Origin of the sequence: Flavobacterium sp. H4147 (assembly GCF_029360735.1) — a bacterium.
GTDB lineage: Bacteria > Bacteroidota > Bacteroidia > Flavobacteriales > Flavobacteriaceae > Flavobacterium > Flavobacterium endoglycinae.
The window spans coordinates 1,073,932-1,098,915 of the sequence record NZ_JARKNB010000001.1 but is presented as its reverse complement, the minus strand read 5'-3'; the positions used below and the strand labels follow the sequence as shown (position 1 = coordinate 1,098,915).

The window sequence follows — 24,984 nt, the reverse complement described above, 5'->3', positions numbered from 1 at the left end:
TTGTATGTCTACTCCTTTATTCAATTTTTATATTATTTAGCTAAAACAGTTTTCATTTGTCCGCTTGCGATTTCTTCATTATTTAATGTTGTCACAACATCTACCAAAGTGATTCCGGCAAATTCCTGAAGAATTGTTACCGTTGACTGAATCGAATCGTTGATTTTTGGCAGTTTTTTTATTTGAATTTCTTTTATAGAACCTATGTATCCTGTTGGAGCAGTTTCGTTTTTTAAAAAAAACTGATAGCCGGTATGTAATGCCACAGATTGAGCCATGTGCTCGATTAAACCGGCTTCTAAAAAAGTATCATCCTCAAAAAAAATATTGTCGCTTTTGATACTAAAACCAGAAACTAATGAGGTTTCGCTATACGAAAACATGCTGTCTACCATTACAAAAGGAAACTTTTGAGGCAGTAAATTTTCTACAGCATTTTTTTCTAAAAGCAACACTTCCATTAGCACACAGTTAAATACGCATATGCGAAAGAGAATCTTCCGCTTTCAGGAACTGATAAAAGAATGTGTTCTCCTTTTTTCAAGTTTCCTGAATTCATTAATTCTTCTAAAGCCAGGTAAATTGAAGCAGAGCCTACATTTCCTACTCTTGAAAGATTCATGAACCATTTTTCATCATTCATTCCGATTCCTTTTTCGTGTAATCCTTTTTTTAGTCCTTCCACAAAGAAGTTTGAGGAAACGTGAGGAATGAAATAATTGATATCTTCAGATTTGATGTTGTTTTTATCCATAGCCTCTTTCATGCTTTCTGCACCTTTGCTAAGGATGAATTCATCTAATAATTTTACGTCTTGTTTAATCGAGAAAACCGATTCGTTTAACCATTGTTCTGGAGCATAATCACTCCAGCCTTTAATTTCACCGTTTTCAAGTTTGTCTCCTCCAGCATACATGCAGGTTTCTAATTCGTAAGCATACGAAAAAGCTTCCATCCATTCTATTCGTAACGAGATGTCTCCTTTAGGCTGGTTTTCTAATAATAAAGCACCAGCTCCATCAGAAAGCATCCAGCGTAAAAAATCTTTCTTGAAAGCAATAATTGGCTGTTCTTCAAGATTTTTTAGATTTTCGGCTTCGTGATTGTATTTTTGTGCATTCAGCCAGGTCGAAACTTTTTCTGATCCTGTGCAGATTGCATTTTTAGAATTTCCAGATCTTACCGAAAGAAAACCAAATTTCAATGAATTCATTCCGGCACAGCATACTCCTGTTGAAGAGTTAAGTTCTACGGATTTATTTTTTAATAAACCATGAACCATTGCGGCGTGAGAAGGAAGAAATATGTCTGGAGTTGAGGTTCCGCATGAAAGTACTTCTAAATCCTGAGGCGTAAATTTTTCGTCGAATAACGGTAAAATAGCATTGCGTGTTAATTCGGCATTACTATGGGTGCTTTTTCCGTTTTTATCAACAGCATAATATCGGCTTGTAATTTTGTTATTGCGCAAAATAATACGTCTTGCTTTAGAGGCAGTATCGTTGATAAGTCCTAAATATGCTTCCATTTCGTCATTTGAAACAGCTTCATTTGGCAAATATTTTGCAGCTTTTGTAATGTATACTTCAAACATAATCTAATCGTCTTCTAAACTCCTTGATAATATTGAGTTTCTTTTTTTATGGTTTTTAACTTAAAGGGGTAAGAAATAAGGTGCAATATATACACTATTGGCGATATTAACCAAATTGCAAGGAATAAATAAACATTAAATACTTTTAGAAGCGTTTTTCGTTTTTTTTGATTTTTATAAATGATATTTGACCATTTATTGAAAATTTTATTAGCAGTTTTGTCAACAGTCACTAAATAAGGGCTGATCTTAACAGCGTCAATTGCGACCAATTTTGGCTGTAAATGATTTAAATTATTCTGATCAAATTCTGAAAGTATTACTTCGCCAAATTTTGGTGATTCTTGAATGTCTTTATCTGAAACTCCAGGAAGCGGAAAAATACCCAGATATTTTTTCTTCACTCCAGAGAACATCCACTCTACAATTGTAATAACACTAATAAGGTTTCCAACACGATCTACCAAAGCAACATTTCCTACCAATTGTGCGTTGGCTTCTTTAAGGAGCGTTTTTATTTTTTCCTGCGCCATTATCCACATATTTCTGGAGCCGCTTATGGTAACCACTGGCGTATTGTTCAGTAATTGTTTTCCTTCTTCACTTTTCAGGAAGGAGTTAATAGGAATAGAAGGCGATAAATACCATACCTGATAATGAAATAAAATCAGATCGAATTTGGTATTTAAAATTTCTTGAGGAACAGGTTTTAATGCTGTTGGAATTTGTAAAAAGGATTCCGGGAAGGCATCAAAAAACGAATCCTTATTCCACGGAAACGGGAAAGGTTTTTCCAATTGGATTTCGTGAAATGTTACTTTTACATTCTCAGAATTTAGAAATGGTTTTGCGATGTTTTGTGCAATGGTTTCTAACTGTCCTGACTGAGAATAATAAATTACGAGAACATTTTTCATTAGGTTTTTTGGCTTTGGTGGTTCGCAAAAGTAAGTAAATTTATTTAAACGAATTTTCTTATTTCGACCAATGGTTTTTTATTAGCATGAATTCACGAATTGTTTAAATACTGTTGTTATTAATGATTTTCCTAAATTATAAATAGCAATAATTTCACGAAAAATGAATTAATAAAAATTAGTGTAATTTGAAATAAAGATTCTACTCCAAATAATTAATGAAAATTCGTGAATTGCTTCGCCAGTTCGCTATCGCTCGGGTCGTGGCAAAAAAAATTAAGATTTTATATCGTTCCAAAAATCAAAATAATTAAACCATTGCAACGGATAACGATTCAAGATGCTTTCAACGCTTTTTACATATTCTTTCAAAAGCGCTTTTTCGTCACGGTGTTTTACTTCGGCTTCTCTTGCATATAAGTGATAATGCAGGTTGGGCTCTTTCATTACATAAACAAATACTACTGGGACTTTTAATCTTGAGGCGATTAAAAATGGTCCTGCTGGAAAGTTTGCTTCTTTGCCTAAAATGTTTTCAGAAAGTGATTTTGTGCCTTCAAAATAGCGATCGCCGGTAAAACAAATTAATTCATTATTGGCCAAAGCGGCATTTATTTCAAAAATATGAGATAAATCTTCTTTGATAATAATAAACTTAACGGTTGGTTTCTGGGTAATAGATTCTAGATAATTTTTAATGGCCGAATGTTCAAGGTCTGTGGTAACCAAATTGATTTGGAAATCAAGGTCGATTTCTCCGAAAAAATGCTCAGCAATTTCAAAATTTCCAACATGGGCGCTGATTAAAACACCACCTTTTTTTTCAGCAAGAAGTTTTTTCAGGGTTTCGATTCCGTCAAATTCGTAAGTAAATTTGTTTCGCATCCCGGCCGAAATCGAAATTTTATCGATAATGGTTTGTCCAAAAGTAAAATAACTTTTGAAAACCATTCTTTTAGATTTAAAATAGGAGTATTGGAGTCTTTCTTTAAAGTAATAAAAAATAGCACGATTGCTTTTTCTTAAAAATAAAAAATAATAAGAAGCGACAAAATAAAGCAGAACATAGGCCGATTTGACACCTGCTTTTTTAATTAAAAAAACAAATATCTTATATCCTAAAACAGTTCCTTTTGATTTGCCATCCCATTGACTCATTAAGCTGATTTGGCTTTTAATTTGGCTTCGATAAGATCATAAAAGCTTTGAAAATCAGAAATTCCAACAAAATCTGCTTCAACTAATTTTACACCAAAGTTTGCTTCAATTGAAACTACCAAGTCAACATAATCCAAACTATCTAACCCAAGTGTATCTTTTAAATTAGCATTTGGTTCAATGTCGTCATTGTCTACTTCAAATTCATCAACTAAAAAACCATTAATTTTTGCTATAATATCTTCTTTATTCATCGTTCAATTTAAACTTTTTAACCACCAACGCAGAGTTGGTTCCTCCGAAACCGAAAGAATTGGACAAAAATATGTCAAATTTTTTGTTTAACGTAGTTTTAACTAAATTTAATTTTGAAGCATCTTCATCTGGATTTTCTAAATTGATGTTGGGAGCAATGAAATCGTTCTGCATCATGATGATAGAGTAAATAATTTCACTTGCGCCGGCCATCCAGCATTCATGACCTGTCATAGATTTTGTTGAACTTATGTAAGGATTTTTTTCGCCAAAAACTTCAAAAATCGCTTTTGCCTCATTGGCATCACCAACAGGAGTTGAAGTTGCGTGTGCATTTATGTACTCAATATCTGAAGCTTTTAATTGTGCATCTTCAAGTGCACGTTTCATGGCTGTAGCTGGACCTTCGACGTTTGGCGTTGAAATATGCCCGCCGTTTGAAGAGAATCCGTAGCCTGAAACTTCGGCAATTATATTGGCACCTCTTGCAATTGCTGATTCGTAACTTTCCAGAATTAAAGTAGCACCGCCGCCACTCGGAATTAGTCCATCACGGCCGCTGTCAAAAGGTCTTGAAGCTTTTTCAGGATCGCCTTCTCGGTTAGAAAAAACACCCAAACCATCAAAACTACTCATGGCATATTTGTTAATTTCTTGAGCACCTCCTGTAATTATAATGTCCTGAAAACCGCTTTTAATTAAAAAATAAGCTAATCCTATAGAATGAGAACCGCTCGCACAGGCTGCACTTACGGTTAAATTAATACCACGAAGTTTAAATATTGTTGAAAGATTCATGGTAACAGTGGAGTTCATGGATTTGAAAATCGCTCCAGAACCTATTAAAGCAGTATCTTTTTTTTCGCGGATAATATCGGTCGCATCAATAATGGCTTTCGAAACACTGTCGTTTCCATACATAATACCTACTTCGCGATTGTCAAAAAAAGCATCGTCGATATTGGCATTTTTCAATGCTTCAACAGTCGCCATATATGCATATTCGGTTTCTTCACCAATGCTCATACGCTGTCTGCGGGTTAGTAAATTTTTTAGATCTGTTTTTGGCACTATTCCAGTCAAAGCCGACTGAAAGCCAAATTCTTTTCGTTCAGGATCAAACTGAATACCGGATTTTCCTTGATATAAGGAATCTTTTACTTCGTCTAAAGAAGTTCCGATACAAGAATAAATTCCCATTCCAGTAATTACAACTCTTCTATTCATGGTCTTTCAAAGTAATTTTTAAGAATATATTCCTCCGTTTATGTTGATAATTTCACCGGTAATATAACTCGATTTTTTTGAAATCAAAAAGCTTACCAAATCAGCAACTTCTTCTGCTTCACCAAAACGATTTACAGGAATTAGTTTTAATAATTCTTTCTCGTCTAGATCGCTTGTCATATCAGTTCTAATAAATCCTGGTGCAACGGCATTTACTGTAATATTGCGTTTTGCAACTTCTTGTGCCAAAGCTTTTGTAGCTGCCACGATAGCTCCTTTTGCAGCCGAATAATTGGTTTGTCCGGCAGTTCCTTTTACTCCCGAAACAGAAACCATATTAACGATTCGGCCATATTTATTGCGAAGCATTTTTTGAATAAAAAACTGCGTTACGTTAAAAAATCCGTTTAAGCTGGTATTCAATACACCGTTCCAGTCTTCTGGTGTCATCCACATAAAAAGACCATCTTTAGTAATTCCGGCATTGTTTACAATCGCTTCGACAATGGCTTCTGGATTTGCTTCCTGCCATTGTGTTAAGGTGTTTTGAACATCTTCGAAACTAGCGACATCAAAGCCTAAAATTTCTCCGGTTGCTCCTAATTTTTGTATTTCCTGAAGTGTTTCTTCGGCAGCAGTTTTGTTGGAATGATAATTAATTAGAATATGATAATCAGACTCAACGGCTAGTTTTTTACAAATAGCGCTTCCAATTCCTCTTGATCCGCCTGTTACTAATACACATTTCATTATATAAGCTTATTTCTTTTTCTTTGTTACTGTTTTGGTAGTCGTCTTTACTGCTTTTGTTTCAGCTTTTGCTTCTTGTTTTGGTTTTTCGGCAGGAGCATCATTTCTATAGTTTCTTTCTGATTTAGAAAATAATTCAGCATTTTCAAACCATTGGTTTCCTAATACTGTTCCATCAGGTTTAAGAAATCCCCATTTTCCTTCGTTTTTTACTCTTGCCACACCATCAATAAATCCTTTGTCTTGCTGTACAAACATAGCAATAATGGCATTTGTAGTAATGCCGTATTGGGTTGGAATGATCAATTTTCCTGATTCATTGATAAATCCCCAGTTGTTTTCTTTTACAGGAGCTATTCCATTTGTACTAAAAACTTCTGCATCGCTGTAAGTAGGTTCAATTACAAAATCACCTTTTAGATTGATGTATCCCCATTTTTTTCCCACTAAAACCGGAGCTAGATTTTTGGAGAAGGCTTTTCCTTTATCATAAATAGGAAGAATAGCCCAATTGCCTTTTAAATCAATGTATCCTATTTTACCGTTCTTTTTAGCATAAGTCAAATCTTGAGTTTCAAAATCCCAGATTTTTTCTGCTCCATCAACCGGAATAAATTTTCCGTCGCTTACAAGTCCGAAAGTTTTGTCTTTTCGCGCCCAGGTTGTTCCTTTAAAATAGTTTCCAATTTCGGCATAAACAGGTTCCACTAATTCTTTTCCGGCTGTATTTATAATTCCCCAGTTTTTGTTTAGTTCAACTCTTGCATAACCGTTTTCAAAAGGTTTGATCTGATCGTATTTTGGCTCTAAAACAATAGTCATTTTAGAATTGATTAAACCAATTTTATTTCCTTGTTTTATAAAGGCTACACCATCATTAAAATCAAATAATTTTTCAGAAGCAGGTGCTTTCTGGATTTCTCCTTTGGTATTAATATACACCCATTCCTTATCTTTTTGCACAATTGCGATTCCGCTGTTAAAATCTTTGGCATTGTTAAACTCTGCCGGAATTATCCAGTTTCCTTTAGGGTCTATAAATCCCCATTTTCCACCATTTTCTACAGCTGCTAAACCTTCAGAAAAACTTTTGGCTGATTTGTATTGAGGTTCGATTTTAAAAGTTCCGTCTTTGGAAATATATCCAATTTTGGAGTTTTTTTTAACTAATGCCAGTTCTTGACTATTCACTAATTGAATACTTGCCAGAAGCAAAAAAATAAGTGTCTTTTTCATGATCTTAAAATTCAATATTTAATGATTAAAGCTAAAACTCTTTGGGGCATATTTTAATCGATAGAAAACGGTGTTTCTATATGAAATCTTAATTGTTGATCAAATGATCTTTAACTTTTTGAACAAAAGGATACATTACCTGATCTTCCTTAAATGTTGGAATGATGTTTCTAATTTCGTCGTACCATTTTTTAGAAACAGATGAAATTTTATCTTTTTGTCCTAAATAATCGATTGCCTGAACGATAGTAATCATTTCGATTGCCAAAACTTCAAAAGCGTTTTCGATTACTTTTGAGGTAATAACAGCCGAGTTGGTTCCCATACTTACAATATCTTGATTGTCGTTGTTATTCGGGATGCTGTGAACATACATTGGGTTAGACAGCATTTGGCTTTCTGCTGTTGTAGAAGTAGCAGTGAATTGAACACCCTGCATTCCAAAATTGAAACCTAATGTTCCTAAGTTTACAAATGGAGGCAGTAATTCGTTGATTTTGGAGTTCAATAAATAATTCAATTGGCGTTCTGCCAGCATTGTTAATTTGGTAATAACAATTTTTAGTTTATCCATTTCAAGAGAAATATAATCTCCGTGGAAATTTCCTCCGTGATAAACGTGTTTGTTTTTTACGTCTATAATTGGGTTATCGTTTGCCGAGTTAAATTCGTCTTCCAGAATAGAAGCTACGTTATTTATAGTTTCTAAAACGGGTCCAAGAATTTGTGGCACACATCTTAATGAATAATATTCCTGAACTTTTTCTTTGAAGATTTCCTCGGTATTTTCACCAGAATATAAATGGTCTTCTCTTTTACGGATTAAAGTACTGTCAGAAAGGTTTTTTCTCATTTGAGCTGCCACTTCCTGCTGTCCTTTATGACGTTTTGTTTGGTTTAATTCTTCAGAGAAATGATCATCATAAGCTTGAACCAATTCGTTGATAGCACAAGATGATTTTAATGACCAGTCTAATAATTTTTTAGCAAGATGAATATTTACAACGCCAATTCCGGTCATTACAGAAGTTCCGTTGATTAACGCCAGACCTTCTCTAATTTCTACCTGAATAGGTTTTAAGCCTTCAATTTCAAAAACTTCAGCAGTTGGTCTTCGGTTTCCTTTGTAGAAAACTTCGCCTTCTCCTATCAATACTAAAGCCAAATGCGAGAGCTGTACTAGGTCACCGCTCGCACCTACACCACCATGTTCGAAAATAAGCGGTGTGATATCTCTGTTGATTAACTCTGCCATTAAGTGAATTACGGAAGGATGAACTCCAGAGTTTCCTAATGAAAGTGTATTCAAACGAGCCAAAATTGCTGCTTTTGCACAAACTGAGTTTAATGGTTTTCCTGTTCCAGATGAATGGCTTCTGATTAAATTATATTGAAGTTGAATCTGATCTGACTCTTTAATTCGGTATTGTGCCATTGGGCCAAAACCAGTATTTACACCGTAGATTACCTTGTTTCCAGAGAATTCTTTTAAGAAATTAAAACTTTCATTTACGCGGTTTAAAACTAAATCGCTAATTGTAACTTTTTGATTTCCAAAGATTATGGATTCAAATTCGCTTAAACTTAAATATTCGTTAATTGTATTCATTAAATCGTTTTTGATTGTGCTAATTTAATTTTATTTATCAAAATAAATGTAGTTATTTTGATGATGGCAAATGTAGGTTAATAATTGATAATATTTTTATTATGACAAAGGAGTTTGTAGATGTTTTAGTCATCGGCGCCGGACCATCCGGATGTGTGTCTGCATCATATCTTCATAAAAACAATGTAAAGGTTAAAGTTGTTGAAAAAACAAAGTTTCCAAGACTGGTAGTCGGTGAAAGTTTAATTCCGCGAGTAATGGATCATTTTGCAGAAGCAGAGCTTTATGATGCACTTAATGCAATGAACTTCGAAAAAAAATTAGGAGCCCGCTTTATAAGAGGTGAGGAGATATGTGTTTTTGATTTCAGCAGAAAATTTGGTGAAGGCTGGGATTGGACCTGGCAGGTGCCTCGTGCTGATTTTGATAACACAATGGCCGAGGAAATTGTCCGTAAAGGAATTGATTTAGAATTTGAAACAGAAGTTTTAGAAGTTTCTTTTGAAGGTAAAAAATCGAGAACAATTGTAAAAGATAAAGATGGCAATTTAAAAGAAATCCACGCTAACTTTATTGTAGATTCAAGTGGTTACGGCCGTGTTCTGCCAAGACTTTTAGATTTGGATACGCCATCAAAACTAGATCCGCATTCGTCTATTTTTACGCATGTTAAAGATATTAATAGAGAAGAAGGCGAGGAAGGAACTCAGATTTCATTTGATATTTTAGAAACAGAAGTTTGGCTTTGGGTAATTCCTTTCTCAAACGGAAATACGAGTTTAGGAGTGGTAGGGCCAACTGATTTTATTAATTCGCTTTCTGAAAATAAAGACAATGCAGAAGCTTTGCGAAATGCCATTCAGAAATCGGATTATTATATTAAAAGGTTTAAAGGAACTGAATTTCTATTCGAACCGGTAAAATTAGAAAACTATTCAAGAGCAGTAAAAAGAATGTACGGCGATGGTTTTGCTTTAACTGGAAATAGTTCTGAATTCTTAGATCCAGTTTTTTCATCAGGAGTAGCTTTTGCAACCGAATCAGGAATGTTAGCAGCGAAGCTTTACTTAAAAGAATCACAAGGAATTCCTGTTGACTGGGAAGTGGAGTTTACACAATATATGAAACGCGGTATTGGGGTTTTCACAACGTATGTACAAGAATGGTATACAGGAAATCTGCAGACGTTGTTTTTCCATCAGCCGGAAAATCCAGATGTGAAAGAAAAAATATGTTCAGTATTAGCAGGGTATGTTTGGAATGAAGAAAATCCGTTTGTAAAGAAACACGATCATGTGATAAAAAATATGGCGTATTTATTGAATATGCAAAAAGAACAAAGCCCTGAATAATCAGGGCTTTTTTATGATCTTATTTATACGCTTTTTTCGCTATAAGTTTTGCCATCGATTTTGCTGTTTTAGCAAAACCTTCACCAATTCTTGACTCGTTGCTGAAATTACTTCCCCATTGGTCACCCGGAGCTTCTTCGCTGGTGATTTCTAATAATACATTTGATTTATTAGCGGTTTCGACAAATTTTAAGTTGGTAGTTACTTTTGCAGGCTGCTTCATGATTCCAGCATCCCATCCTGGATAAATCCACACTGCTTTTACGATTAAAGTGTAAGGTGTTTTTAATCCTTCTTGAAAGTTTAAATCTTTTTTCTCTTTAGTCAACACGATGTTGGCAATTTCTAAGAATTTAGGCGACCAGATCTGATCTTTGGCTACAGCCCATTTTTTCTCCCAGATGTTTCCGTTTCCTTTTGCTTTTTTATCTAAATCGGCTTTGTGCTCTTGGATATACTGAGCTTCAGATTTGTTTTCTTTCATCATAGTAAAATTACTATAATCAAATTCTACGTTAACTTCTTTCTGATCTTTTAAAAAGTCGAATTTTCCCTGAACAACATCCATGTCCTGAGAAAACATAGCTCCTGAAATAAGGAAGCATGCAATAATTAATTTTTTCATTGATTGGTTTTTTATGGTTTATTTTTGAATAGCTAAAAGTAAACAAAACGATCAATAAAATAATTTATTTCGTATTAAAATAATTATTAATTAAAACAAAAAAGGACCTCATTTCTGAGATCCTTTTTCTTAAAAATATTGTTATTAAGACATTACCAGAATTTAACATAAAGTGCTACTATAATAAGTAATGTAATTACAATTAAAACGTTAGTTTGTTTCCGATAGCGCGGATTTGCAATCCGTGCCCATCCCAAATTTAACAAGTCTAATAGTAAAATTCCATCCATTTATAAAAACCAAAACTACAACTTTTTACGGTTGCAGTTTATATTCTTTGTGGGCACGGATTGCAAATCCGCGCGATCATTGTCGATATATCTGCGCGATCGGGAATAATCCTATTCTAAATTGTGGTGAATTTTCGGGATTTATAAAAACCAAAACTACAACTTTTTACGGTTGCAGTTTATATTCTTTGTGGGCACAGATTCAAAATCTGCGCTAACTTTGCGTTGACATATCCGAGCGGTCGGGATTACAAATCTGCGCTATCGGGTAGAACTATCCCATCAAATACAGTACACATTTAAAGAAATATTAAAACAAAAAAGATGAGCAATACTGCTCATCTTTAAACAATTATATAATGTTTTTATTTTAACTTTTTATTACTACAGTTATTAATAGACATTAACTTCGAAAGAAAGTGTGTCTGCAAATACTGGTGTAATGTTATCTTGAAACTCATACTTAACAATACTTCTGATCGTATTCTTTCCCTTCTTTGTCAAAATTTCTTTTACATCAATTTGAGCAGGCGGTATTTTTTTTAAAAAACGCTTAATATTTGTGTTGTCAATCCCAATATTTTCAATCTGAAAATCACGTTTGGCATTAGGAATATTTGCAATAACATAGCTATACATCAATGTATCGCCAACCTTTAAAATTTGATCAGTTTTAATATTAAATTTACTTTTATTAGCCTGCTTATATTGATATGTTTCTATTTGAAAATGTCCATCATATTTTGTTGGTCCTTTTTCATCAAATTGCATAATAAAAGAAGATTTCCCCATATCATCATAAACCACGTATTTCTCAATAAACCCTTTTGGATTAAAAAACGTACTTTCTAAAGTTATCTCACTATTTTTTCTGTAATGTACAACTTTTTTCTTTCCATTATCATCGTAGTATGTGCATAAACCATTAGGCTCATTATCCACAAATTGACCTTCTGAAATCTTTATTCCTCTCTCATTATAATTGACAAATTTTCCATCAAAAATTGTGTCGCCACCTCTAAGAATATACTCATTTGTTCCAACCAATTTTCCTGTTGAACTATACTCTTTTAGAACATGAACTCTTTTACCATCAAAATAAAAATAAATTAATATTAATCCAATAATTAATATAGTTAATATAATTAGCGGTTTTTGGTATTTACTCTTCATTATTGTTTCTTTTGTTGTTTATCATAAATATCTTTTCTTACCCAAGTACTACTTCCAGTTTTTTCATCATAACTAGTTCTGACAAAATCGGTATCAGCAGATGTTGAAGGATCTTTCTCTTTCTTATTTGCATTTTTTGTAGCTTCGTAAACCTCTTTTGCTGTCCCTGTTGCAGCACCTACTGCGTCAATTGCATCGCTAGTCTTATTATCACCTGTTGCTGCACCACCACTAGTACCTTTACCACTTGGGTTTATTTTGTTCATTTTTCCAGGCTCTCTTCCTAATAATAAGTCTATTATTCCTATTAGACCTTTAAAGTCTAACCATTGAGCATCTCTTCCACCTCGATAAAGTGAACTAGGGTCTTGACTATTTCCTCCATCTGCAAAAGCATATCCACCGTACTCAGCTTTAGGACTTTGACTAAAATCAGCGAGAACTTTTCCATTGTATGAAATTTGTTTTGTATCGCCGTCTAATAATGCTCGGTTTCCATTTACATCGGTATACCCCATTGTATGTCCCAATCGTTGATAACCTAACCTTTCCTTATGCCCGTCTTTCCAAGATATTTTTCCAGTTATCTTATTCCTATACCAATCTGTTGGAGCCATGCCATCAGGGTCTACAAAATACAATGGATTATCAAATGCATAATTGTAAGGACTATGCCTTCTCATTTTTTCAGCTAGCGGATCAATGTTCATCCAGCGTCCTAAAGCAGGATCATAAAATCTTGCCCCATAGTCATAAAAGTTAAGCCCCAGCTCGTCTTGGAGCTCCTTTCCATTGTACTTATACTTATTCTCAACACCGGTTTTAACCGTATTATATCCTTCCTGTTTCAGCCCGAAAGGGTAGAAATTACTTTCTTCTTTAATGGCAAGTGTTTTGTCATAGCTTACACGCACATTGCCGAGATGATCTTTGTACTGGTAAATATATTTATAGGCACCAGAAACAGGTTCAACGTAACCCTCAGCCGTTGGGAAAAATTTCAATGAACTATTATCATACTGGTAACCTCCCAGATAATCAGTGGTTGTAACACTTGCCGGTGAAGTAACCGTTACAATTTTCTGCACTTTCTGCCCTGCTGCATTGTAAAGATATACAATGTTTCCTGTTGTGGCAAAAGTAATTTTGGCTGGCAGGTTTAAGTGGTTGTAAGTTATAGAAGTAATATTTTTGTTATTGTCTTTAGTCATATTACCATTGGCATCATAGCTGTAATCATCTGCGGTGTTGGCTGCACTGTCTACAAAACCGCCTGCTTTGTAAGTGCCAGCGTTATCGGCTACTTTTGTAAGCTGGTTTAAACTATTACCAGAACCGTAGCTGTAAACTAAATTATCAATTTGTCTGATAGAAGCCGCATCTCCATTACGAACCAGAGTCATAATGTTTCCGTTTTTGTCGTAAGTCAGGGTTTCGTCGTAGTAATTATTGATAGTTCCATTCTGTTTAAAAATTCCTGTTCTTAAACGATTTAAATTATCATATGCATATCCGTAACCTCTTATTATGGTTTCAGAGTTGCTGCTTGTCCAATACGTTTCTGAAATATTTCCATTATATAAAGCACTAACTCCTGCTGTAGTGGTAGTATTGTAATTGATCTTAAAAGCAAATAAATCTTTCGGGTCACCGGTTTTAGAAAGCGCGTTTATATCGTTTACGGCTGTCAGCCATCCGCGGATGTTATAGGTGTAATCCACTTTCTGGGCTGGTGCTGCGGCTGTATTTCCTACTTTTTTAGAAACCAGCTGCCCTAATTCATCATAAGTATTAGCCGCAATTAATTCAACAGTGCCTCCATTTATTTGATGGGTCTGTGTAAGTAAACGGTCCTGGGCAGAGTAGGTGAAAACATCTTTAGTGGTCAGTTCTGCATCAGTGCTTAATCGTTTATGTCTGGTAATACTATATTCGGTTTTCCCAGAAAAATCCAGTTTACTGTCGGTAAAGGTGTAGCCTCCTAAATAATTAGTGATGTAGGTTCTTACCGGTTTTGCTTTTCCGTCGTAAAAAGTAGCTGAAGTTTCTCCCAGCACAGCTGTGCTTGTTGTGGGAACTCTTGTCCATGAAGCTGCAGCAAGTCCTTTTATCTGTGCTGTAGTCAGTACAGTCTGTGTTTCTACTGCTGTAGGTACAGCAATAACCGGCGTGCTTGGAAACGTATAGTTGTCGTAATAATTAACCGTTAAAAGCTTGAAGACTGTAGGGGTCACAGCATTGGTGTAATAAGCAGCAATGCCGTCTATAGTACCGCTGGTCTGTTTACTTTCGTTAATAACCGAAGCATTGTTCTGTGCAGTCTGCAGAGCGGTTCTCCCTGCCGGGGTTGCTTCGGTGCCTGCTGACCATCCGGTATATACGGGACGGTTGAAAGCATCATATTTTGTTATAAGCCACCCTGCAGAAGTCAAATCCGAGAATGGAGAATTGGCAGGTCCTGTCGCTACAACCCTGTCAAGTTTGTCATATACTATAAATTCCCACTGCTTGCCAGGCAGTTTTTTCTCGGCCAGACGGTTGCGGTAATCGTATTTGTACTGATAGCATAAGTTATCTAAAACAGTTTGATTGTCATTGTTGATAACCGCACTAAAGGTGCTTCCTGCGGCTGCATTAAAGCCAGGCAGTAACCTAATAGAATTGGAAGCTGTTAAGTTTAAAGGACCGCTTGCTGTAGTTACAACAGCGGTAGATGTTATATCAGCCTGCAGACTAGTGGAAGTCCCAATAATATCTGAAGCTTTCGGCGGGATTACATAGGTAAGGTTTCCGTACAGATCATAGACATAATAAGTGTCGTGTTTCACTCCGGCATCATAGGTTCTTTTTAAAACGACCTGTCCTTCTTTGTTTTTAAATTCCACTGTCGATCCATTTGCTTCAGAAGGGACAGCAGCAGTGTTTTCGTCATAAGTGACTGTTTTGCTGAGCTGTGATGGAGCATAATAAACATTTCCGGCCGCATTTCCTAAAGAAATCTCATATAGTCCCGTGGAAGTATTCCATGCTGTAACAGCTGTAAAATTCTTTACTTCATTGGCTGTATTGGACTGGTAGTCCATTTTTATTTCATGTCCCAAGCCTGATCTCCAGTCATTTCCCGGAGCAGCCTGCTTCAGGACACGGTTAAGGGGAGAGGCTTCGAGCTCCTTACGGCTGAAAGGATAATTGGTGGCTTCCAGAGCCGGATTTCCGTTTAGCGAAGCATTTGGAGTGCTGTAATAAGACATCAGTTTAGTTTTAGCCGAGGCATCAAAAGCCATTCCGGTTGTTTCGGCTTTAAAAGGCAGGTATTCTTCAGGCTGTCTTCCGAAGCTGTCGTATTCGATATGTGTTACAATGTCTTTTCCTGCAGCAGACTGCTGTCCTGCAATTTTCTGCACAGGTCTTCCCAGTCCGTCGAAGTAAGTGACAGTCTGTGCAGCCTGTAAAATAGTTGGTGCAGTGATTTTAACAGCACTGGCTGTTTTATAGGTAACTGTTTTAATATAATTTTCGGTCTGTGTCTGGCTTTTTACCAATATAGGAAAGAAAACCAAAAGGAGTTTTAGTATGTTTTTCATATTGCTTCTGGTTTTACGGCTTGTAATTGTACTGGTTTTCTGTAAGCAGGTTTCCGTCTTTGTCTTTTACGGTTTCAAGTCTGTTAAAACTGTCATAGGTATAAGTGGTTTTCTCTCCTTTAGGATCTGTCACGGTGCTTATGCCAACAAGCGGTTTGTAGGTGTAAGTGGTCACCATGGCATTAGGAAATGCGGCTCTCAGGGCATTTAAATCGGTGATGAGAGCAGCCTCTGTACCGCTGTCAGATTTGGTCTGCAGATTGGCTGAGTAAGACGAAACCGCACTGTAAAGAGCGTTTTCAATTTTGGCAATAGGCTGTGTCTGTCCGTAGCCCCAGATCACTGAAACGGGGGTGCCGTTTTCAAGGGTGTACTGGATAATATTCCCGGCAGCATCATACTGGTCGAAAGTGATTTTTTTCTCTAGCTGTCCGATTGAAGATGCGGCTATATTGGGCAGTGCATTTGGGAATTTAGCGGCATAAACCGTTTTGGGAAGCAGCAAATTACCTGTCGAAGTGCTTCGGTCATAAATAGTAAGCTGTTCGGATAGTTTTGTTCCGGCTTTAAAACTCTGTGTGTCCAGAGGAGTACCCACCATATTGGCTGTTATAAGCTGGCTTACAAATGGTTTTGAAGACATTTCAGGATCTTTGGCATAGAAAAACTTTTTCTCTATAGTTTCTGCATTAGAACTTGTGCTTACCTGTGAGGTCATCTGTTTATGGTTGGGGCTGCTGTAATTGTAGCTTACTTTGTTAGTATAGGGATTTAAGCCATTTTTATCGTATTCTTTAGTAGTAGTATCGGCTAAATAAGAAAAATAAGAAATGTATTTATACGGCATTATATTAAGATGTGCGATTGAAGCAATAGCTAAAATCTGTCCGTTAGTTTTGCCATAGCAGGGATGGTAAATATTAGTAGTCAAATTATTGGCACCTGGAGCAATACAAATGCCATTAGAATCTTTTTGATGAATGTGTAGAACAGAACAGTATTTTACAGTGTAATACTCTGTGATATTGCTTGTTGTACATCCGCACTGCGCCTGAGTATTAGTCGCAAAAATACCTGGAGCTGTGTTTAAAATAGCATAATTAGTTATGGTTGGATTATTGGTGTCTTTTTGATAATTATTGATTACTTCTTTTCTTAAAACATAGGCGGTTCCTTGTTTTTCGAAGGTCTTCGTATTAACTAAATTACCATTGTCCCAACCGATATTAGACCATGGAACATTTTTGAATTCTCTCTCTCCTAAGTAAATTTGTTCTCTGTAATCAGGGTTTATAGTAAATTCATTTTCTTCATAACCATTTTCAAAATTGGTGCCTTCGCTAACAGTTACATATCTGTAATAAACATTAGAACCCATTTCGTATAATGAATTTATACTGCTTGAATTTACTACAACGTCAAAAACGGTACAGCTTGAGTCGTTGGCATCTGAATTATCTGGGTGGTTGCTGAAATTGATATAGTCAGGAGTCTGAAACTGGATTCCTGATGAAATTGATGGCTGGTCAAACTTAGAATAAGCGTAATTTTTAACTACCGGAGAAGCAGATGCATTAGGATAATCTTTAGTAAATTTAACTCTTGATCCTCCTGTCGGGATATTAGTATTGATTATCTGGGAATTTCCATCATAACATTCAACTGCTATGAAACTGTGTATGCAGTTATAATAATTATATAACTTAACAATATAGTTTTTGTTTTTTTGAACCGTAAAATAGTAAGGTCTGCCTGCATCAGAAGTCAGCATTAAATCTGTTGTTCCTCCTAAGTTTGTTCCATAAGCACTATATTCAAAAATTTCAACATAGGCATTATCTTCTACACAAAATACAGTTACATGCCCTTTATGGTGGTTCCCTCCTGTATCAAAAGAAGAATCACAATTGTCAAAACCTGTCCAGCCAGTAATTTTTGCTGTGTACGCAAATTGACCAGTAACAGTAGTAGTAATTTCCTTTCTTCTTTCTTCATCATTATTATCCAAAACAAGTGTTTTACGAAGTAATGGAGGAAGTACAGTTTGTGTGCCATAATAAGTGTTTGATTCATATTCGAATTCAGTATATCCTTTTGTTGGATACGTAATTTTTTTTAATAGGCCAATTTGTGATGCACTTTGATTAATTTCTTTGTTTGCATAAGTATAGTTATAATTTTCAAAACCATATCCTACTGTTTTAGGGACAAGCGAACTATTGTTTGCTGCATTAAAAAATCCCCAGTGATCCTGGCTTTTTGATAAACGCTGAGGAAAGTTTTCTGGAGTTACATAACCGAAAGCATAACTGTTTTTGTCTTCAAGAAAATGGAACCCGCTTAAGAATATTCTTCTGTTTGGAGTTACCAAATAGTTAAAGTCAATTTTTTCTATTGTATTAGAGGTTTTATCTTGTACAGTAATGGTTTTAACAACATCATCCGGTTCTCCCGAAAGATCATTTATTATATCTTCAGTTGTAAAAGTAACAGAACCATTTGCAAGATTGTTGCTGGTAATAGATTTTAAAATTTTTCCAATTATTCTGGTTTGGTGCGAATAAATTCCGCTTATTGTAATAGGTTTTGAATAACCCTGTCCAGGGGCACAGGTTTGATTATACGGAAACGATCTAGATGCCTGCTGGCTTTCTGATTGTATATAAGTTTTGCTTAAATCATCATAATTAAAATATACTTCATCTTCTTTCGGGTGGACAATTTTAGTTAAATACCATCCGGTTGCTTTTACTGTAGGTGGAGCATGACTTCCGCCTTGAGTTCTTAATGAAGTATATTCCACTTCGTTGAAAAAATAAGAAGTGCCATCTGGAGTAGTAGCCGAAAAAGTAAAGATATCCTGTCCAACAGTATTGATTACATCTATTCTTAAATCTGTTTTTTCCAGAAAAACAATCCCATTGTTGGCATCAATGTAAAATTTTCCAGAATGGCCAGAAAAATTGAATACAAATAGATCTCTTTCACTGTCTTTTCCAAAGTTTTCACCGTATAAATTAAAATAAATATTGACTAGTGCATTAGATTTATTTATTGCCGAAATATCAAAATGTTTCATAGGGAAATCGTCTATAAAATCATCTTCAAGATTTCTTACGATGCGGGTAATCATTCCGCCTCCAATAAGGTTCCAACCCAGCCCGGTTCGTCCGTTAACTTCATCTACTTTAATTCCGGTGCTGGAATAATTTAAACTAAACGGAACATTGATATTGGTTGTTTTATAGGTAAAAAGAGGAATCTGTATATTGGGCGATCCCGTTGACATTCCTATAGGAGTGTTTCCATATTTTACAAATTGAAACGCCGAAGGGGATGGAGGCGTTATATTCGGTAAGAAATTAGTGTTAGCTTCCTGCGCTTGAATAAAAACAGGTGCCAAAATGATAAGAATAAAAAGTAAATAGTTTTTTTTCATTTGGTGATGTGAATTTGCTGGCAAATCTAAAGGATTTCGTATTTAAATTTTTACGTCTTTACTCATTTTGCAGATTTTTTTTCAATCACTTCACTCTTGTAAGAAAAAAGTATTGAATTTAAAACATTACGAAAGTATATTCATAATATTTCAAAAAAATAAAAGGATTAAGATACAGAAAATGACTGCTGAAAAAGTGTGGTTATCCTTTATCACAGCAGTTGTTTGCGGGGAATTAATATCCGTAGAATAATTCAATATCTGCAAAATGAGATAGTCTGTAAAATATTGAAAAAAATAAAATTAACTAAGAAATTATATGTTTTTTTGAGGCTATCTTTTTTAAAGACTCTATAACACTCTTGAACTATAATATTAAAAAAGGACCTCATTTCTGAGATCCTTTTTCTTAAAGATATTGTTATTAAAACACTACCAGAATTTAACATAAAGTGCTACTATAATAAGTAATGTAATTACAATTAAAACGGTGGTTTGTGGTTTTACTTTGAACATTCCAGGTTCTGTTTCGAACGCTTTTGGGTTCACTTTTGGACCAGCAAAACTCATTAAAATCATTACTAACATAGTGAAGAAGAATGATAATCCCATACAAATGTGGAACGGAATCTCAAATCCACCTTTTCCGTTAGGATATGCTGTATATAAAAGTGTGTCGTTTCCAAATAATGCCGGAGCATATTCGTTGAATAAAACAGATAACACGAATCCTAAAATTACACCTACAATTGCAGCTGAACCAGTAGTTCTTTTCCAGAACATACCAAGGAAGAACATAGCAAAAACCCCAGGGCTGATGAATCCAGTATATTTTTGGATGTAAGTGAAACCACCAACACCACCAATACCTAAAATGTCATTCCATGTAAATAATACGGCTAAAAGCATGGCTGCGAATACGGCAAAACGTCCAATATTTACCTGTTGTTTTTCACCAGCGTCTTTTTGGATGTATTTTTTATGTACGTCTAATGTATAGATAGTTGAAATACTATTTACTTTTCCAGCTAATGAAGCTACAATCGCAGCTGTTAATGCAGCAACAGAAAGACCTTTTAATCCTGTTGGCAGGAATGTCAATACAGCAGAGTAAGCACCGTCTTTTCCTCCTACTAATTGAGGTAAATGTCCGTTTGTATATAAAACATAAGCAGCAATACCAGGAAGCATTACGATAAGCGGCATTAATAATTTAAGCATACCAGCAAATAAAATTCCTGTACGAGCTGTTTGTAAATCGGCACCTAAAGCCCTTTGAGTAATGTATTGGTTACATCCCCAATAGTTTAAGTTAATAATCCAGATACCTGCTGCATAAGACATTAAACCAGGGAAAGTTAAATACTTATTGATATCTTCTTGAGATGAAGCAGCAGTTGGCTCAGGAATAATCATTTTAAAATGTTCTGGAGCTTCTTTCATTAAAACTTTGAAACCAGCAATGGCATCTTGACCAACGCCAAAATATTCACCAACAGTTGTTAAAGCAATATAAGAAGTTACCAACCCTCCAATAATCAATACGGCAACTTGAATAACATCTGTATAAGCAACCACTTTCATTCCTCCTAATGAAATTAGCAAAGCAAAAACTGCTAAACCAACCATAATAACATGAAGATATTCTCCTCCGGCAAGACCGTTAATGGCAACAGCTCCTAAATATAAAATAGAAGTCAAGTTTACAAAAACATATAGAAACAACCAGAAAACAGCCATAATAAGTGCTGTCGACTCATTGTAACGGGTTTTTAAGAATTGGGGCATTGTGTAAATCTTATTTTTAAGATATACAGGTATAAACCAAACTGCTACAATAATAAGTGCAACAGCGGCAAGCCACTCATAGGCAGCAACAGCGATTCCTAAAAAGAAACCTTCACCACTCATTCCGATGAATTGCTCTGCAGAGATGTTAGAGGCGATTAATGAAGCTCCAATAGCCCACCAAGTTAAGTTACCTTCGGCCAAAAAATAAGCCTTTGCGTCGTGTTCATCTTGTTTACGCTTGCGGTAAACAGTGTAACCGTACACAGAGACTACTATAAAATAGATAATAAAAACCGCATAGTCTGCGAAAGAGAGGTTCTGGTTCATTGTTAATAGTATTTTAGATAATTAGTATAAGGTGATTGTTTGTTTATTTTTGAAAATGGTTTTAATGTGGTTATATCTGGTTAAAAATGAAATATGTGTTTTTATTCTGTTATTTTTTTATGAAAACACGAACAGAAGCCAAATTTAAAATAAAAACTGAAAAAACTATCATTTTAAATGTGTTTTTTACATTTATAGAAGAGTAATTCTGTTAAATTTTTAAATCGGCTCTGTTATTATTCTATAATTAGTCGATTTTCACGGCACTTTTATAGTGTACTTCTGATTGTTGTCTTAAAATCTCAGCACTTTTTTCTGGTGTGATGTCTCTTTGTGATTCTCCCATCATTTCATATCCTACCATGAATTTTTTTACAGTAGCCGAACGTAACAACGGTGGGTAAAAATGCATGTGGAAATGCCATTCAGGATGATCAAAACCATCTGTAGGAGCTTGATGAATTCCTGAAGAATAAGGAAACGAAGTACTAAATAAGTTATCGTATTTAATCGTTAACTGTTTTAAGATTTTGGCGAAAGCCTTCACTTCTTCAGCATTAAAACTTGTTATTTTACTGATTGCTCTTTTGCTTACAATCATAGTTTCATAAGGCCAGATTGCCCAAAAAGGGACTAATGCCACAAAATGATCGTTTTCGATTACAATACGGCTTCCTGCTTTTAATTCGGCCTGAACGTAATCTTCCAATAATGTTTTTTGGTTTTTATCGTAATAGGCTTTTAAGCTATTGTGTGTTTTTTCAACCTGAGTTGGCAATGAAGATTGTGCCCAGATCTGCCCGTGTGGATGCGGGTTGCTGCAGCCCATTACACTTCCTTTATTTTCAAAAATCTGAACGTGGTTGATGTATTTGATATTTCCAAGATCAGTGTATTCTTTCTGCCAGGTTTTAACAATGTTTTCGATATCGGCAACCTCCATTTCCGGAAGTGTAAGATCGTGTCTTGGAGAAAAACAAACCACTCTAGAGATTCCCTGTTCTGGTTTTGCTTTAAAAAATGTATGTTTAATATCTTCTTCAAAAATAATTTCGTCCTGTTTCATAGCGGCAAAATCATTGTCAAAAACAAAACTGTTTTTGTAATCAGGATTGCTTACGCCGTTTGCACGAACATTTCCCGGACATAAATAACAAGTCGGGTCATATTTTGGAAGAGATTCAGTCGAAATAGTTTCGTTCTGTCCCTGCCAAGGACGTTTTGCACGATGAGGTGAAACTAAAACCCATTCATTAATTAAAGGATTGAAGCGTCTGTGCGGATCTTCGTTAATGTCAAAATTTTTCATTGTGTTGCTTTGGTTTTAAAGTAATGTTGTTCCGTTTGAGATTTTTACATCATAGAATTTTAATTCAATTCCAAATGTATCTAAATAAAGATTTGAAAACTTACTTTTTACCTCATTTTCGTGACCTTTTTTAATTAAATTAATGGTACAGCCTCCAAAACCGCCTCCCATCAAACGAGAACCAATAATAGCATCATCTGCTTTAGCCGTATCTACCAGCATATCAAGCTCTTCGCAGCTTACTTCGTATTCCTGAGATAAACCATAATGGGTGTCAAAAAGCAATTGTCCTAATAATTCTATATTTCCTTGGTCTAAAGCTTCGCAGGCTTTTATCACACGATTGATTTCTTTCACGACAAAATGAACACGGCTGAAAACTTTTTCAGTCATTTTATCCTTAAGATTTAAAACCTGTTCTTCCGTAGCATCTCTAAAACTTTTAATTTCTGGGAAATGGCTTTTAATAATCGCTAAACCTTGTTCACATTCGATTCTGCGTGTGTTGTATTCCGATGTAAAAAGCGAATGTTTTACATTGCTATCAAACAAAATCAGCGAATAATCTTTGAAATCAGCGTTGTGATATTCAAAATCCAAAGTATTACAATCCAGTTTTATCACTTTATTGTCAAGACCGTGCACGCTCGAAAACTGATCCATGATACCACAGTTGATACCAACCCAGTGTTCTGCTTTTTGTCCTAATAATGCTATATCTACTTTCTTAATATCCAAATCAAAAAGAGATTTAATTCCGAAAATAGTACCGCATTCTAAAGCAGCAGAAGATGACAATCCTGAACCAACTGGAATATTACTGCTGAAAACACAGTTAAAACCTCCAAATGAAAATCCGTTGTCTTGCAGCTGTTTAATAACACCGCGGATGTAATTTGTCCAAACCACATCGCTCAATTCCACTTTTTGAGTCAAATCGATTTCAAATTCTTCATTTAAATCAATCGCAATGATTTTTGAGGTGTTGGTATTATTTTTTTCGAAAGCAAAACAAATTACTTTATCAATAGCCGCAGGTAGAACATAACCGTCGTTGTAATCGATATGTTCTCCAATAATATTAATCCTTCCGGGAGAAAGAACCACTTTTTCAGGAGCAGATCCGAAAGACTTCTCGAAAAAAGCAGTAGTGTTTTGTATTAAAATCTCATTCATTTTTTTGTAATTGGTGGTTAGCAGTTAGCTTATATTTTCGAATTTATAAATTGTGTTTTGAGAGTAGATTTCGCCTTTTTTTAAAACAGCATTTGGGAAATGTTCCTGATTAGGCGCATCTGGAAAATTTTGTGTTTCAAAACAAACACCGCTTGTTTTGTGGTAAACCGTATCGTTTTTTCCTTTTAAAACATCAAAACAGTTTCCGCCTACATATATATGTACACTTGGCTGATCGGTATAAACATTCATTTTCAGATTGTTTTTGGAACTGAGTAAAGTCGCAACCGCTTTTTCAGTTTTGGCAATGGAAAACGAATTATCAATAGATTCAGGACAATTTTGAGGCGTTCTGAAATCAAATTTATGATGGTGTAGATCTATAAATTTTCCGGTTGGAATATTATTTGGATCTGTTTCTAATATTTTTTCTGAATCAACAAATATCTTTTGATCCAGAACATTGCCTTGATGACTGTCCAGATTAAAATAACTGTGATGTGTTAAATTAATAATCGTATCTTCAGTTGAAACCGCTTTGTACTCAAGTTTTAGTTCATTTTCTTCAGTTAAGATATACGTAAGATCGACCTGAAGTTCACCTGGATAATTTTCGTCACCATCTGCACTTATTAAGGTGAATGTGATAGAAGGATTTTCTCCAGAAGTCTGATTAGTAACTGTCCATTCTTTTCGTCCAAAACCATTACTACCGCCATGAAGCGAATTACCATTATTATTTTTGGCTAATTGGTATGTTTTATCATTTAATGTAAAAGTACCGTTCTGGATTCTTCCTGCATAACGGCCAACCGTAGTTCCAAAATAAGGAGCACTTGGTAAATTATAAGACTCTAAATACAATTGCAGCGAATCAAAACCCAATACAACATCAACTAGATTTTCTTGAACAGGAACTTTTATAGAAGTTACCGTTGCACCATAATTGGTGATTTCGACCTTCATTTTGTTTTTGTTTGTTAATTCAAAAACGAAAATTTCCTTTCCATCTGACATGAATCCAAAAGATTTCGGATTAGATGTGTGCTGAAAATGTGATTTATGTTTTATTTCCATGTAATTTTTGCCAATAGTGAAATCCAAAAGTAAAAACATCTTTCATTTTTACATACCAGTACCTACCAGTTTTGTATATTTGACCCAAAATTTTT

Annotated in this window: 18 protein-coding genes; 1 reads left to right on the top strand and 17 read right to left on the bottom strand. The window is 35.0% G+C overall.

The genetic code is table 11. From position 1 onward, the window contains the following. Positions 1-32 precede the first annotated feature (32 nt). The 9 genes from P2W75_RS04825 to hutH all read right to left on the bottom strand — a co-directional run bounded on the left by P2W75_RS04825 (position 33) and on the right by hutH (position 8,746). Positions 33-461, bottom strand: coding sequence for a hypothetical protein (locus tag P2W75_RS04825; protein ID WP_207298369.1), 429 nt, complete (start codon positions 459-461; stop codon positions 33-35). After that, positions 461-1,594: a beta-ketoacyl-ACP synthase III gene (locus P2W75_RS04820; protein ID WP_276379214.1), complete on the bottom strand. Its 1,134-nt coding sequence runs from the start codon at positions 1,592-1,594 to the stop codon at positions 461-463. Before P2W75_RS04820 ends, P2W75_RS04825 begins: the two co-directional genes overlap by 1 nt. A gap of 14 nt (positions 1,595-1,608) precedes the next feature. Further along, entirely contained in the window at positions 1,609-2,511 is a 903-nt protein-coding gene (locus P2W75_RS04815) for a dialkylrecorsinol condensing enzyme DarA (protein WP_276379212.1), read from the bottom strand. 276 nt (positions 2,512-2,787) lie between these two features. Then, positions 2,788-3,669 carry a lipid A biosynthesis acyltransferase gene (locus tag P2W75_RS04810; protein WP_276379210.1) on the bottom strand — a complete coding sequence of 294 codons (882 nt, stop codon included), beginning with the start codon at positions 3,667-3,669 and terminating at the stop codon, positions 2,788-2,790. Beyond that, positions 3,669-3,923: an acyl carrier protein gene (locus P2W75_RS04805; protein WP_207298365.1), complete on the bottom strand. Its 255-nt coding sequence runs from the start codon at positions 3,921-3,923 to the stop codon at positions 3,669-3,671. Before P2W75_RS04805 ends, P2W75_RS04810 begins: the two co-directional genes overlap by 1 nt. Further along, positions 3,916-5,151 carry a beta-ketoacyl synthase gene (locus P2W75_RS04800; RefSeq protein ID WP_276379208.1) on the bottom strand — a complete coding sequence of 412 codons (1,236 nt, stop codon included), beginning with the start codon at positions 5,149-5,151 and terminating at the stop codon, positions 3,916-3,918. Before P2W75_RS04800 ends, P2W75_RS04805 begins: the two co-directional genes overlap by 8 nt. An 18-nt stretch (positions 5,152-5,169) precedes the next feature. Continuing rightward, a complete protein-coding gene (gene fabG / locus P2W75_RS04795; RefSeq protein WP_207298363.1) occupies positions 5,170-5,901 on the bottom strand; it encodes a 3-oxoacyl-ACP reductase FabG in 732 nt (243 codons plus the stop codon). A gap of 9 nt (positions 5,902-5,910) precedes the next feature. Beyond that, a complete protein-coding gene (locus tag P2W75_RS04790) occupies positions 5,911-7,137 on the bottom strand; it encodes a WG repeat-containing protein (RefSeq protein ID WP_276379206.1) in 1,227 nt (408 codons plus the stop codon). Positions 7,138-7,225: 88 nt separating this feature from the next. Next, positions 7,226-8,746, bottom strand: coding sequence for a histidine ammonia-lyase (gene hutH, locus P2W75_RS04785; RefSeq protein WP_276379205.1), 1,521 nt, complete (start codon positions 8,744-8,746; stop codon positions 7,226-7,228). Positions 8,747-8,847: 101 nt separating this feature from the next. On the opposite strand from hutH, the gene P2W75_RS04780 reads away from it, so the two are divergent. After that, complete coding sequence (locus P2W75_RS04780) at positions 8,848-10,098, top strand: NAD(P)/FAD-dependent oxidoreductase (protein ID WP_276379204.1); 1,251 nt, start codon at positions 8,848-8,850, stop codon at positions 10,096-10,098. A 19-nt stretch (positions 10,099-10,117) separates the two neighbouring features. Here the strand turns inward: P2W75_RS04780 and P2W75_RS04775 are convergent, their stop codons facing one another. The 8 genes from P2W75_RS04775 to P2W75_RS04740 all read right to left on the bottom strand — a co-directional run bounded on the left by P2W75_RS04775 (position 10,118) and on the right by P2W75_RS04740 (position 24,889). Next, the gene (locus tag P2W75_RS04775) at positions 10,118-10,723 is read right to left on the bottom strand and encodes a hypothetical protein (RefSeq protein WP_276379202.1); all 606 of its coding nucleotides are present in this window, start codon (positions 10,721-10,723) and stop codon (positions 10,118-10,120) included. A gap of 683 nt (positions 10,724-11,406) precedes the next feature. Next, positions 11,407-12,186, bottom strand: coding sequence for a hypothetical protein (locus P2W75_RS04770; RefSeq protein ID WP_276379200.1), 780 nt, complete (start codon positions 12,184-12,186; stop codon positions 11,407-11,409). Continuing rightward, positions 12,186-15,770 carry a DUF6443 domain-containing protein gene (locus P2W75_RS04765; RefSeq protein WP_276379199.1) on the bottom strand — a complete coding sequence of 1,195 codons (3,585 nt, stop codon included), beginning with the start codon at positions 15,768-15,770 and terminating at the stop codon, positions 12,186-12,188. Before P2W75_RS04765 ends, P2W75_RS04770 begins: the two co-directional genes overlap by 1 nt. A 13-nt stretch (positions 15,771-15,783) precedes the next feature. Further along, positions 15,784-19,209 (bottom strand): RHS repeat domain-containing protein, encoded by a 3,426-nt coding sequence (locus tag P2W75_RS04760; protein ID WP_276379197.1) that lies wholly within the window; start codon positions 19,207-19,209, stop codon positions 15,784-15,786. 432 nt (positions 19,210-19,641) lie between these two features. Further along, positions 19,642-21,327, bottom strand: a complete 1,686-nt coding sequence (locus P2W75_RS04755; RefSeq protein WP_276379195.1) for a sodium/sugar symporter — start codon at positions 21,325-21,327, stop codon at positions 19,642-19,644. 247 nt (positions 21,328-21,574) lie between these two features. Beyond that, positions 21,575-22,636, bottom strand: a complete 1,062-nt coding sequence (locus P2W75_RS04750; protein ID WP_207298354.1) for a UDP-glucose--hexose-1-phosphate uridylyltransferase — start codon at positions 22,634-22,636, stop codon at positions 21,575-21,577. Positions 22,637-22,651: 15 nt separating this feature from the next. Further along, on the bottom strand, positions 22,652-23,812 hold the full coding sequence (gene galK / locus P2W75_RS04745; RefSeq protein ID WP_276379193.1) for a galactokinase: 1,161 nt from the start codon (positions 23,810-23,812) through the stop codon (positions 22,652-22,654). Between the two features lie 24 nt (positions 23,813-23,836). Then, positions 23,837-24,889 carry an aldose epimerase family protein gene (locus P2W75_RS04740; protein WP_276379192.1) on the bottom strand — a complete coding sequence of 351 codons (1,053 nt, stop codon included), beginning with the start codon at positions 24,887-24,889 and terminating at the stop codon, positions 23,837-23,839. Positions 24,890-24,984 lie beyond the last annotated feature (95 nt).